Raw genomic sequence first — 14,048 nt, forward strand, 5'->3', positions numbered from 1 at the left:
GGTCGCACGGAACTCGTCGATGTCCATAGTTACCTCGCCTCTGGCTACGCCGGTCCTGTCCATGTCCCGCAGATCGTGACCATAGGCTATCTCATGGGAGGTTCCCCGGAGGGTTCGCCTGACTAAGGTGGCATGACAAGTTAGCCATTCAACCAGCCTCCGTACTGCCCATCCAGGATGGCTCGTCCGATTCTGCACCCGACGCTACAAGGCGCTCTACGATTGCGTTGCCGATACTCTTTGCTCCGCCGGTTACGACGGCTGTCTTGCCAATGAGGTCATATGATACCGGCACAAAGCCCCCGTTCATGCGTGTTCACACGGGCTAAGTTTAACAGCATCGCATATTTTCGCCAGCGGCCAGACCGGTGTCACCAGGTCTTGGCAGCGCCGGAGCCAGCTATGACCTGGTCGGCAGCGAGCTCCAGATCGTACACCGACGATGTTGTTCTTTGTCCCGCTCTCCTGCGGCGACACGCCATTGCCCAGTTTGAAAGAACCAAAGAGACAATCAGGACAGGCCGGCGATATTTCCATGAGGGGCTTTCGCCATTAGTTAGCGCAGGCTAATATGTGTTCTTCGCGGTCAGAGAGCCGCCTGCATGTTGGGCAGAGATGCTTTAGCACCTAATACAATCGTGCCAGCCGCGATGCCTATCCCCATTTGCCTTGGCGTCTCCCCCGATGGGCTCTGGCTAGAAGCATTCCAAACCGATCAGGACATCCGCGCGTATTGGAGAGGCTATGCCCTTGCGGGCGTGGTGTGCGCCGTTTTGCTGATCATCGAGCTTGTGGCAATTCACCTGCTGCCCTGAGGTAGCAGCGCTGTCTTGATGGCGCTATCGCTGCAGCGGTCGGACGGCTCTAGTGCGCCTTCTCCGCCTCCATCGTTGAGCGGTTAATTTCAGCTCGAGCGGGCTGGACGAGGGAAGCTCGGGCGCATGACCGTGGTGCCTACATTCGTCGTGACCAGGCGCCCACCTCATATCGGCCGACCACCACGCTTCCGCTGGCATAAGCCTCGGCGCGAATTCGATCTTGCAGCGTTTCGGGACCGAGTTCTGAAGCTGCGATAACGCCCATCTGCTCCATGACCGGAGCCATGGTCGCTGCGAGATCGGAGATCAGATCAATGCCGCTCATACTGTCTGATCCACCTCCGGCGAGAGCACTTACCGCCATGCTAGGGGCCGGCAGCCCGGCTTTTACGAAGGTCGCATGGAGCTGCAGGCCCATGTTGGGGTTGGTCCCTACACGACGAAATGTCTCCACAATGCACCGAAAGCAGTTGTCGTACGTTGGGACGGAGGGAAACGAGGCAGCGCCAGTCCAGTCGACTTCGTGGAATACCATCACGCCCCCGGGACCAAGATGCCGCGCAACCCCTCTCAACATCTCGACCGGATCGGGCGCGAACATTAGGACGTATCGGCCAACAACAGCGTCGAACGCTATATCGAAAGTGAAGGTGGCAGGATCACACTGGTGGAAGATTACATTCTCCAAACCACGTTGCGCGGCTCTCGCCCGAGCAGCGTCAAGAGCCTCCGCCGACCTGTCAGAGCCGATAACAAGACCTGTGGGTCCGACAATATCAGCCGCGAGAAAGGCGACATCGCCAGCGCCGCTCCCCACGTCAAGGACATGCATTCCCGCTCGAAGGCCAGCTCGCCGCAGGTAATCCCGGGTCATCGGGTCAACCAATGCCGCCTGCGTCGCCAGCCTTCTCAGTTCTCTTTCCGAATGTCCCAACTCGTATTCGTGCTGACGTTCGCTTGTCATACTGGCGTGCCCCCGCACAACCGCTACTGCTTCGTGAATTGAAGAAAGGTTAGGGTGCGCGGATGAGGACATCAAGAGCGGAAGGCTTGTCCAACTCCTCCCTGGTTGGAAGATCAGCGTCGGGGCGCAGGAGAGTGCCGTGTGGGTCGCTTATCCTTCCCGCGCCTACCTGCCGCTGAAGACGCGGAAATTTATTGATTTTTTTAAAAAGCAGATAATCTCGGAGGGTTCGAACTCTTGATCCTCTACCACCTTCGAGGTCCTAACCATTCTCCGATCCCTTCATGGCTTCCCGGAAGCCCGGCGTTTGCGGGATGTGCGGCCGAAAGCTGGGGAGAGCGGACACAACGTTCCCGCCCAAACTGCTCTCCGAATGCCCATCTTTCTCCGAAGCTGGGGAGTACCTCCCAAAATCCCTAGATTCACAACAGCAATATCAATGCTTTACCGCCAGCCTTGCTCCGGTCAGTTCTGCGGTTCCCTATCTCTGATCAGCGGCGCAGGCCAATACGCAGTCGGGGTAGCCACTCCGGACATTTGCGCGCAGCGGCCAGCGCCCGATCGCTATCTTCTAATCGATGGACAGGTGGCCGCGTTCTGGGCATAGGCCTCGAAAGCGACCCCGGGATTAAAGGGGTGCCGACACTGTTCCGAAAACCGCCGGAACGTCTAATATGCCCAGATGCAGGGGACACGCATCGCTTTTGGTCCGTTCGTACTCGATCCTGACGTCGGGACGCTCCTGAAAGAGCAGATCCCGATCGTTGTTGGGCATCGTGGGCTGACGCTGCTTGCTGCGCTTACGGCCCGGCCCGGCGAGATCCTGACCAAGGCCGAACTGATGGACGCTGCCTGGCCGGGAACCGCCGTTGAGGAAGGCAACCTTACGGTCCAAATAGCGACACTGAGAAAGGCACTCGGTCCGGCTGACAACGGCGGCGAGTGGATCGCCACGGTGCCTCGCGTCGGCTACCGCTTCACCGGGACTGTCGAGCCGGTGGCGAGCGCATCCCGCAGACCGATACCAGGGTCCGGCAAGCCGTCGATTGCGGTCCTGCCTTTTGCCAATTTGAGCGGCGATCAGGACCAGCAGTATCTCAGCGATGGCATAACCGAGGACATAATTACGGAGCTGGCCAGGTTCCGCTCCCTCCTTGTCATCGCGCGGAATTCATCTTTTCAGTTTCGCTATCCGGCATTGGACATTGCCGAAGTCCATCGCAAACTCGCAGTTCGCTACCTCGTCGAAGGCAGCATACGAAAGCTGGGTGATCGCATTCGGATCACCACACAGTTGATTGACGCTTCCACCGGTACCCACCTGTGGGCCCAACGCTACGACAGGGCCCTCGACGACATCTTCGCATTGCAAGACGAGGTTGCGGCTCTCATCGCCTCGATGGTCGAAGGCCAGGCGGAGGCCGATTCGACGAGCAGGACCAGACGCAAGCCTCCGGCCGATTGGGATGCATACGACTGCTACCTGCAGGGGCGCGCACAGTTCTACCGGTATGAACTGGACATGGCCGAGCCCCTATTCGTCCGGTGTGTCGAGCTCGATGCGACGTTCGCTCAAGGCCACGCCTTCCTCGCGCAGGCGCTCGTCGGCAGATTTTGGTACGACAACGATCCGCGGACGCTACAGAACGCCTGGGACTCGGCACGAACGGCGCTCGCTCTCGACAGGAGCGATGGCGTCTGTCACCAGAGCATGGGCCTGGTGCTTACGCACATGCGCCAGCACAGCGACGCGGGAGTGCATTTCGAGCAAGCGCGCTCATTAAACCCGTTGGACGTGAACATAGCGGGGGACTACGCAAGCTGGCTCAACTACGGCGGCCGGGCCGAGAGCGCGCTGAACGTGCTTGAATCTGCGCTGCTGCGCGACCCGTTACCTCCAATATGGTTCTGGGAGGTGAAGGGCAGCTCCCTCTTTCTGCTAAGAAGGTACTCGGAGGCCGTCGGTTCGTATCAGAAGGCCGGCGACCAATTCTTCATTCATGCCTTTCTCGCAGCGGCGTACGCTCATTTGGGCGAGACGCAGAAGGCGCGTGCTGAAGTTCAGGAAGCACTGATAAGGAAACACGACCTGACTATCCGGCTGATTTCACGTCTCCCGTTCGCCCACCAAGTCGACCTCGAGCTTTTCACGTCAGGCTTCAGAAAGGCCGGTTTTCCCGCGTGAACGCACCTTCGGGAGCGCGCCGGTCAGGCCCGACAGCCGAATGCACCCCAACAGGTCATCGAACCCCCTTAACCGAGATCGAAGTCGAGGGGGGCGTCGGCACGCATCGGCTTCGGGGCTAGCATTCCGCGCGTCTCGTCTTCTGGACTCTTCGTAGAAACAGTCGCATCCTCTCTGCGGGGATGAGGGCGTGGACAAATACCGATACGACAATCGATCTGATCGCTGGCGAAAGCGAACCGGTGCCAAGCATAGCCGTGCGCACCGATGGGCGAATGTGCCGCGGCGCCTGATTTTGGTGACTGCGGTAGCGGCTGGCGCTCTGGTCGCGCAAACCGCCATCCAGCACAGCGAAAGTTTGCCAGAGATCAATGCATCGAATTGGTTCGGCTCGAAGCCGGCGCCGATCGCCGGTGTCGCGTCTGTGATCGACGGCGACACGATCGAGATCCACGGACAGCGCATCCGCTTCAACGGCATCGATGCGCCCGAGAGTAAGCAATATTGCGAAGACGCTAAGGGCTTCGAATACGCCTGCGGGCGCCATGCTGCCCAAGCCTTGGACGAGTTCCTGGCTGCATCGCGTCCGTTGCATTGCAGCTTTGTTAACCGAGACCGGTACGGCCGGCTTGTTGGGGATTGCGATCGCGCCGACGGTCGCAACGTCCAGAGCTGGCTTGTCGAGCGGGGCTTGGCACTAGATTGGCCGCGCTACAGCCACGGAGCCTACGCAAGACAGCAGGCGAAGGCCCAGGCGGCGAAGGTCGGTCTGTGGGCTGGAGCGTTTCAGGCGCCATGGGATTGGCGCGCAGAGCATGCGAACGGCACCACCAGGCCGTCAGCAAAACAACCACTCGGTATCATGCGTAATGGGCAGGTGGCGCAGAGCTATTCTTGTCAGCCACGGCGAACCTGTCCCCAGATCAGCTCATGCAACGAGGCGAACTGGTATTTGGCCAACTGCTCTTGGGGCGGCAAGCTCGACCGCGACAAGGACGGCATTCCTTGCGAGAGCCTTTGCTAAGTCCGCAGTGAGAGGGACATGGCATGATCGTCGTCGACTTTGCCCTTTTTGCCTCCACGGCGCACACTAAGGGGAACTCTGTGGTCGCCCAGAGCCTTCCGCAAGGCTACTGGCGAAGGCAATCAATCGGTCCCCGCCGCCAAGATACGCGGCGTCTGGCGCCGCAGCGAGGAGTATAGGAGAATTCCGACCTTGGCCCGCTCAGCGTGCCTGAACTCCTGCGCAACTGAGGCAGAGCGATGTGCGGACGTTACACCAAATATCTGTCGTGGTCGGAAATCCACCGGCTCTACCGCCTAACTGCGCCGGCGGAGACGGGCCGCAACGACGAGCCCCGGTACAACATCGCGCCGACTCAGGATGTCCCATTCGTCACTGCCGGTGAGGATGGCAACCACAGGCTCCGTGAAGGGCGCTGGTGGCTGGTCCCTTTCTGGGCAAAGGAAATGCCCAAGGCGGCTATGTTCAATGCGAGGATTGAGGGCATCGATACAGCGCCCGCCTTCCGCGACGCCTACAAGTCCAAGCGCTGCCTGATCCCTGCCGATGGCTTCTACGAGTGGACGATATCGCCAGCCGACGGCAAGAAAGACCCTTGGCACATCTACCAGCCAGGCCACGCCCCTTTCTCGTTCGCCGGGCTTTGGGCTTACAATTCCAATCTCGACATAACCAGCTGCACCATCATCACCGAGCCTGCCGCAGAACCGATGAAGCAGTTGCATGATCGGCAGCCTCTCATTCTCGACCCGGCCTACTATGACGCCTGGCTGGACCCGGCGACGCCCAAGGACAGCCTCAAGGACATTCTCAGCCACGACATCGACGGTCAGCTGCAGTTCAATCGCGTTGGGCGTGAGGTGAACACCAGCGCCGTCAACAAGTTGCCCAACGACCATCCCGGCCTCGTTGGGCCGATCAACCCGCTATGAGCAACGAACCGGGCCGGCCTGCCGAAGACATGACAGCGATTCCGCGCGGCCGAGAGCCGATCGAAAATCGCTTTGCGAGCATTCTGGCTGCGGCAAGCTCGGCGGGTTTGGCTTTTCGAGGCATAGACAGAAGTCACATTGGTTCTGTTGTTTGCGTCCCGGCGACGGCTATCGGTTTCTATAGGAGTTGACGTCCGACCATCTAGCGCCCCTGTTCGAGGCATGGCATCGAGAAGCTGTGAAACTCTTCAAAATGCCCCGGAAAGGTCCGGGCGAGATACCGCACCACTCTGGAATTATCCATCAACCGGTCGAAAAAGCGGTTGGCTGCGACAAGCTCCAGGCCCACCTGGCCATGACGTTCCGCGGCGCTGAGAACCGCAAGGCTTACCGCGCCGACATCGAGCACCATCGCGCCGCGCTGGTCTTCCGCCTGTGTGGTGATCGTTGAGAGATTAAAACCCTCGACCAGCAGGGCTTGCGGTGTCAGAGCGACGAGTAGTCTCGCGTAGGTGATCCTGACCCGGTCCATCGCCACCATCAGTCGGCCAATCTCCAATTGCCTGGCTGGCAGCACCTTCTGGAGCAACCCGAAGATTTTTGTTTTTACCGGCGCGTCCCGAAGCAGGTCGAGGACATCAGGGCAAATTCCGTTAACGGCTTTCCGGTTCTCGCCTGTCTCGGAAGCGGGTTTTCCGGGAGAGCAGAACATTTGCGGCTCGCGGGTCGCGCCACGCAACCTATGTGCCAGTAGGCTTGGCATTGTCCTGAAGCCCTCGGACACCAGCGTGGCGCAGAATTGCTTGTCGCGCATCATCAGGTGGAGCGCCGCTACTATCCGGTCTAGGCTCTGTTCAGACTTTGCCGCTTGCGTTACGAAATCGCGCATGCGTTTGCATTCCGTATCGTAGGTCGCCAAAAATTCGTGTGAACGAAGCCTCTTCTTGGACCCTAATGCGCCAGCAACAATATTGCTCGCATGTCTGTCGCCACCGTTTTCCAACGCACGGTAGGCGGCGTCCTTGGCTAAGCGCTTGACTACCAAGCCACGCCTCCGACAGGCTCTCGCTCTGCCAACCTGATAATGGGGTCGAGCGTGGGAAAAATATAGCTGTCCAGCGGTATCCCATTGATGGCATACAGTTCCGATTTACCCGCGATCTCGTGGGCAGGCGCAATCAAATAGTCCCGAATGGTCAGGTCGCCGGGATTCATACGGATCAGGACGAAAATGTCGGGTAGTGGCCGTTTATCGGCCTTGGAAAACCAGCGAGGATAGCCGAAGCCGGAAACCCTGCATCGGCCCATTGTAATCGCCACCGTGATCTCCTCGTTTATCCGCAGGAGGTCCATCGCCATGTCATGGGCAGCAACCCCGCCCTGCTTATCAATCGCGCCCACAAGATCCCGGATAATCTGCAGCCTCATTGATTCCAGGTGCCGGTTCACGCCGATGAAGCGGTAGTTCTTGGATGGCTCGTATCCGATCAGTTCATATGCTTTGACAATGGTTCCAAAACGCCACTGGTAGCGTTGGGCCGGCGGGCACCCGGGATCCGCGTCGATCATGGCCAACGACAAGGCGCCACGGCGAGCCAGAAGCGCCCTAAGGGCGGCCAGCATCTCGTCGTTGGTCATGTGGCGATAGATGGTCTTGAGCACGATCTGCGCCCGATCGAACAGTTTGCTGTCGACGATCGGCTCCAGGACGTTTTCCACCCGCACCCACTGTTCGGGGGGATTGCGGACTTGATGGCTTCTCAGCCGGGCCGAATGCTTGTTCCAGACGCTGTTGCCAATGTAATTTTCGTTGGTCAGCACCGAGTGCACGGATTCCCGCGTCCATGGTCGCCCCAAATCGCTGAGCACGCCGCGTTTGTTGAGCAGTCTTGCCATCTCCAGCTCTGTCTTGCGTGTTCTGACAAAGTGACTGAAGATCCACTTCACTGTCGCAACCTCGTCAGGCGGGCCGAGCACCAGAACTATTCGATCCGTCTGCTGGCTCTTGTATTCGTGGGATGAAAGGATGCCTTTTGAACGGCCGTATTGATCGACAAGCAGGCGCCGCAGGCCAAAGGCGGCCTTCCCGCCCTGCCGGAAGCCCAGCCGGATCAACCTAGCCTGGCCGATGAAGACTTTTTGCGAGAGCATTCTGCTCTGCTCGGCAGCCATGCTCCGTTTGATTGCTTTGAGGACGTCTGACCCGATGCTGCCGTCGTTTGCGAATTGCTCGGCGCAAAATTCGATACGCACGCCGGCCATCTGGCATCGGTATTCGTAGGCTGCGCTTTCATCAATGTTCTGAAAACGCCCCCAACGGCTTACATCATAGACCACAACCGTCTCAAAATCGGCTCGCCCACTTTCGACATCGGCCAACAGCTTCTGAAGACCGGGGCGCCCTCCAAGGTTTAAACCGCTGCGACCGAGGTCCTCGTAAGTGGCGACAATCTCGTAAGCCATGATATCGGCATAGTCGCGAATGGCATCCGCTTGGTTGTCGATCGAGTAGGTCTGGTGTTCCGTCGACATGCGCACGTACTGCGCAGCGCGAACTCTAGGCACAGTCTGGTTCCCGCCATCTAACTTTGGCACTTTCCCCACACTCTCGACCGTTGCCCAGGCAATGTCTGCCTGGGGCATGCCCAACCTACTAGGCAGCTTCCTACGGTCCCATTAGGAATACCTCGACAGTTTGTGTCGAATGGCTCGATAGTCTGATCGAGCCTCGAAGCCGCTCCTTGGGGGAACCGACCCGTGCCGGACTGATCCACAAGCAAGCGGGCAGCGACTTCGGCGTATCCTTTCCCGATTTTCCGGGCGTGGTCACCGCCGGCACCAGCCTGGACGACGCCCGCGCCATGGCCGAAGAGGCCCTGGCCTTCCATCTCGAAGGCCTTGTCGAGAATGGCGAAGCCATTCCCGAGTCATCATCCCTGGAAGATGTCATGTCGGACAAGGACAATCTCAACCGGGTCGCCGTCCTGGTTGCCCTGAAAGCCGAGGCGAAGAAGGTCGTGCGCGTCAACGTCACCATCCCGGAAGATGTCCTCAACCAGATCGATCAATATGCGGAACGGCATGGCTGCAGCCGATCTGGATTCCTGATCGCCGCCGCGAAAAAGGCGATACGCGACGAGCCAGCCTAGCTGCTCATCAACGGATTCAAACCGATGCGCTATTGACCTGTTCGCGCAGGCCGTTTCCGCTTTGGCAACCATTGTCTTCAAGGCCCGAGAAACCACGTCTCATTTCGTGAGCGGGCGTGCCGCCGTTTGGCCGCAATGCGCCAGCAACTGGCAACCATTCGCCCCGATCCGCGTTTGGGGCTCCAAAGGAGTTCCAAGATGATGATCAGACAAACCATTGCCGCCGTGCTCATGACTGCAGCACTTGCAGGCTGCGCGACTCAGACCGAACAGCAGCAGAGGGCAACCACAGGCGCACTCATCGGCGGCGGTGTCGGCGCCCTCGCCGGCCAGGCACTGGGCGGCAACACCGAAAGCACGGTCGTGGGTGCCGCCGGCGGCGCCTTGCTCGGCGCAGTCATCGGCCAGTCGACCACGCCGCAGCGCCGCGGCGAACAGCTTTGCCGCTACCAGGACCGCCGCGGCCGGATCTACACGGCGCCTTGCGATGATCGCTATTACAACAACGACTATTGATCCAGCCTCCCTGGAAGTGCGGCTCTCTTACCTTTGCTGCCGCCCTTCCAGGGACCCGGGATCCGTTCGGCGTTTCACAATATGAGAACGCCCGCTCAGTCCATTTACACCCTCTGCCTCATGAGCTTGCGCTCGGTGCTTGCAAGGATCCCATTTCGCGGAAGCGACGTGAAGCGGTGGTTTTTGGCGCCAACAATGACATCGCATTGCGGCTGCTGAAAGTGCCGACAGCGACCATCGGCTGCTGCCGAAGAGCGGGGGTGACGGTCACGCAGCCAAGCATCAAGGCGCCAAGCGCGCCTTGGCCAAGCGAACGGCTTGCGCTGCATGCACAAAATGTGGGATAATTTGTTGGGTGGAGATTCTCGCTCACACCATCCAAAGGCCTCCTTCGGAGGCCTTTTTCATGTCATGTTGCTTGGCAACTGAGTGCCACAACGAATGGGTGGCAGTCCTCGCCTAGGCGAAGGGGCACTGCCGCCCAGGTCCTTCGACCGCTTTCACGTCGTAAGCTTGGAGAACAATCCCGATGCTCAAAAGCATTGCGGGCTGGCTCGATGCTGCAACTGCGATTGCCATTGTTCGGCTCCTGATTGACCTCATGAACCTGTACCGCTCCGCTGCTGCCAAGAAGGCGCCGGACGGCAGGCGCGCGAGTACAAAGCCGATACGCAAGCGCCGTCCGCGTCGCCACTGAACCGCGTCTTTCGCAACTCAAACTGTGACCCTCATGGTTTGACCAACCAGCGCACTTGCACTCGTCATATGGTGTCGACCGTATCCAGCTCGCGTGCCCTGCTCGGTGATGCGGTCGGCGCCATGGGTGATGTGGCGTCGCGAAGCCCCGGCCGGTGCGCCGCGCGCCTAGTCGATTTGGTAGTTAGTGGCATGTGTTGCAGTCAAGCACTGTGAAGCACAGCATCCAGATCGGACCTGCTGCCGTGTCGAATGGAATAGGCGCGAGTGATTTCCGCACCAAAAAGAAAAATTTCCGCCGAGTAGTAAGCCCACAGCAGGATGACGAGCAGCCCACCGGCGGCCCCATATGAGGCCGCGACCGCGCTGGAGCCTACATACCAACCGATAAGCGATTTCCCGAGGGTGAACAGGGCAGCGGTCACAACAGCGCCAATCCAGACATCCCGCCATTTCAGGGTTCGATCAGGCAAGATCTTGAAGATAGCGGCGAAAATTACAGCGAGGAGGACAAAAGAAACGACCGCGTTGATAACGGCCAGGACAAGTGTCCCGAACGGCAACTGGGCGTTGATGAGGTTGCCTAGGGCCGAAATCGCCGTGCTCGCGACTAGAGAGACGAGCAACATGAAGCCAAGTGCGGTCACCAGTCCCAGACTTACCGCACGTGCGCGCACCAGGCGCGACAACGAACTGCCCTGCGCTTCGACCTTCCATATCATGTTCAAGGACTGCTGTATTTCGCCGAAGACCCCGGAAGCGCTCACAAGCAAGGTGATGATGCCAATCACCGCCGCCCAGGTGCCGCCGGATGGCTTTTCGGATGCGCTCTTCAGTGCGGTTTGCAGGATATTTGCGCTTTCTGTACCCATCATCCCTGTGATTTGGGCGGACAATGCCGCTTGGGCTGCCTCGTGACCGAATGCGAGACCCGCAATTGCAACCACGATGAGCAGAATTGGCGCCAACGATGTTGTGGCATAAAAAGCGATCGCCGCGCCATGGCTGAGAGCATTGTCGTTGACGAACCCAACGACGGCTTCTCGCACCATTGCCCATGCATTTGTGATCGCGCGATGCATTTTGCGCCCCAGTCGAATTGGCGTTCACTAGCAATGCACCAGGACATGTGATGTTCCGGTTGCGGGCTACTAACGCCCTCAGGGGGAGCAGGCAACGTCAGTGGTTATGCGCCGCGCCTGGCGCCCTACTCCGCCGGGGTCTTCTCGAGCACCGGCGCAATTTTCCGGCCAAAGCGCTGGACAACGAAGCGGCCCGCCTTCTGGCCGGGGACCTCGATCAGAGTGTAGGTGATCCAGGACAGCAACGTGACCGTCGGCAGCACAACGGCAACGACGATGGCGAAGCGCAGCGGCGCCGACAGTTCGTGGCCGAACTCACTGATGACGAACGCCGCGACGGGCTGCAGCACCAGCAGATGGATCAGGTAGATGCTGAAGGAAAGCTCGCCCATCAGGTGGAAGAACCGGTTGCTGAGCGTCACGGCGATCGCTCGCGCCAACATTCCCGCCCTTCCAGGCAGCATGCGGTAGAGAACCAGCGCGAAAAAGCCCGCCACAAGCGCTTCACGCACCAGAAGCTTGCCCAGCCCCTGGTCGCCGCCAAAGGGCAGCGCCGCCAAAAGCATGGCCAATGCCAGATAGAGGAACGGCCTCGGTCGGCTCTGATGCACGACTCCGGCCAGCAGCATCCCGCACAGGAATATCTGTATCTTCAGCGGCAGAAAGGACGGCATCGGAAAATGGATCGGCAACAGCCGCATCGCAAACACGATGACGCAGCCGGCCGCCGCAACCACAAGGGCGCTCCTGATCCAGTCCAGCCTGCGCACCAGCAGCATGACGGCCGGGAACACGGCATAGAACTGCATCTCCAGCCCCAGGCTCCAGTCAGGCAGCGGCGTGCGATAGGCGAGGTTCGGCACCAGCCCAAACAGGAACGTGAGATGAGCGACGATGTTCTTCAGGCTGCCGTCGAGGTAGCGTTCCGGCGCCTGGTGCGATCTGGAGAGGAAATCGTCGATGATGATCCTGCAATCGTAGAGATAGGGGCCAAGCGCCAGCGCCAGGAAAAGCATGACATAGAACAGCGGCGCGATCCTGAAATAGCGGCGCGTCCAGAATTTCAGCCAGGTTTCCGGTCTTTGCCAAGGCTCCTTTTCCTGGCGCAGCTGATAGTGGAACACCATCAGGAAGCCGGACAGCATGATGAACAGGTCGACGCCGAGATCCGGCTCGCCGACGATCGGAATTTGCCAGCCGGTCAAAAGCATGCAGTGCCCGACCAGCACCCAGATCGCCGCAAGCGCGCGAAGCCCGTCCAGGCATTCGATGCGCGACGACTTGATGATGCTGGTTTCGTAGCTAGCCATGTTGCACTGCAGCATGGCGCCTGAGCAGCGATTGTCAACCCGGTGAGCGATGACGAATTGCGGTTACGAGTGCTGGACCGACCCTCGTATCGCCGTGCTCCATAAGTGGGTTTCGGACGAGGCCACGTGGCCCTGAAGGCCGGGACGGTCAGCCGCGCCAAACGGCTACAATTGGGCGCACTGCTGCTCGACAGCTTGTGAGCCGTGTTTGGACGGCTCTCCGTTAGCGAGGGTCCTATTTGAGCGCTCTGCAGTTCCGGCGCATCCTGGGAATTGCCGGGCACGTCACGTCAATTGGCTGAAGGCGGTCTGGGCCTTCGAAACGCAGCGATCAGCGCGACCATTATCACGCTTTCTGGAGAGGCCGGCTATCGTTGATCCAGGATCATCAAGCTAGGTTTGGCGCTGAGACGTATCGGAAATNCTCGCCGAGCTGATCGGCTATCGTGTCTGCTTCCATATCTTGCCGGCCAGCTTCCTGCTTGATGGTCTCATAGGCGTCGGCGGCGACCTGCTTGGCCTCATCGAGGCCCCTGTCGAGCAAAGTTTCGGCGGAATCGCGAAGCTTGTCGCCATAGGCGCCTAGTTGCTCGTCCTCCGTTGCGGTATGGGGCAGCATTGCACCTATAGCGGCGCCGATGGCGAGACCGACGGCCGCTACGGCCAAGGGTTGATCCTCCAACAGATCTTGCGCGGAGCGGCTGGCTTTCGCCGCCATGTCCCCAGTCGTCGAGCTTGCATTGGCAGCGCTTCCCGTCAGACCCGCCGCAGCGCCNGCTGGCTTTCGCCGCCATGTCCCCAGTCGTCGAGCTTGCATTGGCAGCGCTTCCCGTCAGACCCGCCGCAGCGCCTCTTGCGGTGCTCGATATGGTGTCGCCGACGCTGGCAGCGCTCGAGGAGAGCGATTCCGCGGCGTCGGAGAGCGTGCCGCCCAAGCCGCCGCGCTCCCCTGCTACATCATGTCGTCCCGGCGCTGAAGGCAATGGATAGCCAGCCGAACGGTGGGCGGTGTTTGAGGCACCGCTGCCGAACATCAGCCAGGCCAGACCTGCGCCCACCATGGTGACCGGCAAAGGATTGTCTCGGACCTNGTTCTGAGATTGCTGAGCATGGCCGCGCTCTCCCCTCCCGAGAACAGCCCGGTGAACTCATCCAGCAATTGTCCCGGCGTCATCTTGCCTCGAATGGATTCGGCGGTCTCCATCACCCGGGCGCGCGCCGCCTCGGCCTCGCGTTCAAGTTCGGCTGCGGATTTCTCTTTCATCTCACCTGTTCCTTAATCGCGCTCGCGTCGCGCTTCAGCTGTCCCTGGGTCCGGTCGGGGGTAAGTTCCGAAGGCGCCATGCTGGCCGTCCCGGTCCGCAGCAGGATG

11 protein-coding genes are annotated in these 14,048 nt (G+C 59.9%); 6 read left to right on the forward strand and 5 right to left on the reverse strand.

Annotated elements, in window-relative coordinates:
- Window positions 1–954: 954 nt before the first annotated feature.
- Complete coding sequence (locus X730_RS136170; protein ID WP_023713670.1) at window positions 955–1,782, reverse strand: methyltransferase domain-containing protein; 828 nt, start codon at window positions 1,780–1,782, stop codon at window positions 955–957.
- Between the two features lie 682 nt (window positions 1,783–2,464).
- On the opposite strand from X730_RS136170, the gene X730_RS136165 reads away from it, so the two are divergent.
- The 3 genes from X730_RS136165 to X730_RS136160 all read left to right on the forward strand — a co-directional run bounded on the left by X730_RS136165 (window position 2,465) and on the right by X730_RS136160 (window position 5,923).
- A complete protein-coding gene (locus tag X730_RS136165; RefSeq protein WP_023827730.1) occupies window positions 2,465–3,967 on the forward strand; it encodes a winged helix-turn-helix domain-containing protein in 1,503 nt (500 codons plus the stop codon).
- A 190-nt stretch (window positions 3,968–4,157) separates the two neighbouring features.
- Complete coding sequence (locus X730_RS1000000169160; RefSeq protein WP_280800015.1) at window positions 4,158–4,991, forward strand: thermonuclease family protein; 834 nt, start codon at window positions 4,158–4,160, stop codon at window positions 4,989–4,991.
- Window positions 4,992–5,230: 239 nt separating this feature from the next.
- Window positions 5,231–5,923, forward strand: a complete 693-nt coding sequence (locus X730_RS136160; RefSeq protein ID WP_023827732.1) for an SOS response-associated peptidase — start codon at window positions 5,231–5,233, stop codon at window positions 5,921–5,923.
- A 202-nt stretch (window positions 5,924–6,125) separates the two neighbouring features.
- Here the strand turns inward: X730_RS136160 and X730_RS0135050 are convergent, their stop codons facing one another.
- Both X730_RS0135050 and X730_RS136155 read right to left on the reverse strand, forming a co-directional pair.
- Window positions 6,126–6,968 (reverse strand): plasmid partitioning protein RepB C-terminal domain-containing protein, encoded by an 843-nt coding sequence (locus X730_RS0135050; protein ID WP_245261451.1) that lies wholly within the window; start codon window positions 6,966–6,968, stop codon window positions 6,126–6,128.
- Window positions 6,962–8,566, reverse strand: coding sequence for a recombinase family protein (locus X730_RS136155; RefSeq protein ID WP_081731696.1), 1,605 nt, complete (start codon window positions 8,564–8,566; stop codon window positions 6,962–6,964). Before X730_RS136155 ends, X730_RS0135050 begins: the two co-directional genes overlap by 7 nt.
- Before the next feature lie 98 nt (window positions 8,567–8,664).
- Between X730_RS136155 and X730_RS136150 the strand changes: the two genes are divergently transcribed.
- The 3 genes from X730_RS136150 (at window position 8,665) to X730_RS1000000167940 (ending at window position 10,285) form a co-directional block, all read left to right on the forward strand.
- Window positions 8,665–9,072 carry a type II toxin-antitoxin system HicB family antitoxin gene (locus tag X730_RS136150; protein ID WP_023827735.1) on the forward strand — a complete coding sequence of 136 codons (408 nt, stop codon included), beginning with the start codon at window positions 8,665–8,667 and terminating at the stop codon, window positions 9,070–9,072.
- A gap of 198 nt (window positions 9,073–9,270) precedes the next feature.
- The gene (locus tag X730_RS136145) at window positions 9,271–9,588 is read left to right on the forward strand and encodes a YMGG-like glycine zipper-containing protein (protein ID WP_023708438.1); all 318 of its coding nucleotides are present in this window, start codon (window positions 9,271–9,273) and stop codon (window positions 9,586–9,588) included.
- A 529-nt stretch (window positions 9,589–10,117) separates the two neighbouring features.
- A complete protein-coding gene (locus tag X730_RS1000000167940; RefSeq protein ID WP_023716034.1) occupies window positions 10,118–10,285 on the forward strand; it encodes a hypothetical protein in 168 nt (55 codons plus the stop codon).
- 202 nt (window positions 10,286–10,487) lie between these two features.
- On the opposite strand, the gene X730_RS136140 is transcribed toward X730_RS1000000167940, so the two are convergent.
- Window positions 10,488–11,366, reverse strand: coding sequence for a YihY/virulence factor BrkB family protein (locus tag X730_RS136140; protein WP_023827737.1), 879 nt, complete (start codon window positions 11,364–11,366; stop codon window positions 10,488–10,490).
- Window positions 11,367–11,491: 125 nt separating this feature from the next.
- Entirely contained in the window at window positions 11,492–12,676 is a 1,185-nt protein-coding gene (locus X730_RS136135; RefSeq protein WP_031197494.1) for an acyltransferase, read from the reverse strand.
- Window positions 12,677–14,048 lie beyond the last annotated feature (1,372 nt).

It is taken from the genome of Mesorhizobium sp. L103C131B0 (genome assembly GCF_000502275.1).
GTDB lineage: Bacteria > Pseudomonadota > Alphaproteobacteria > Rhizobiales > Rhizobiaceae > Mesorhizobium.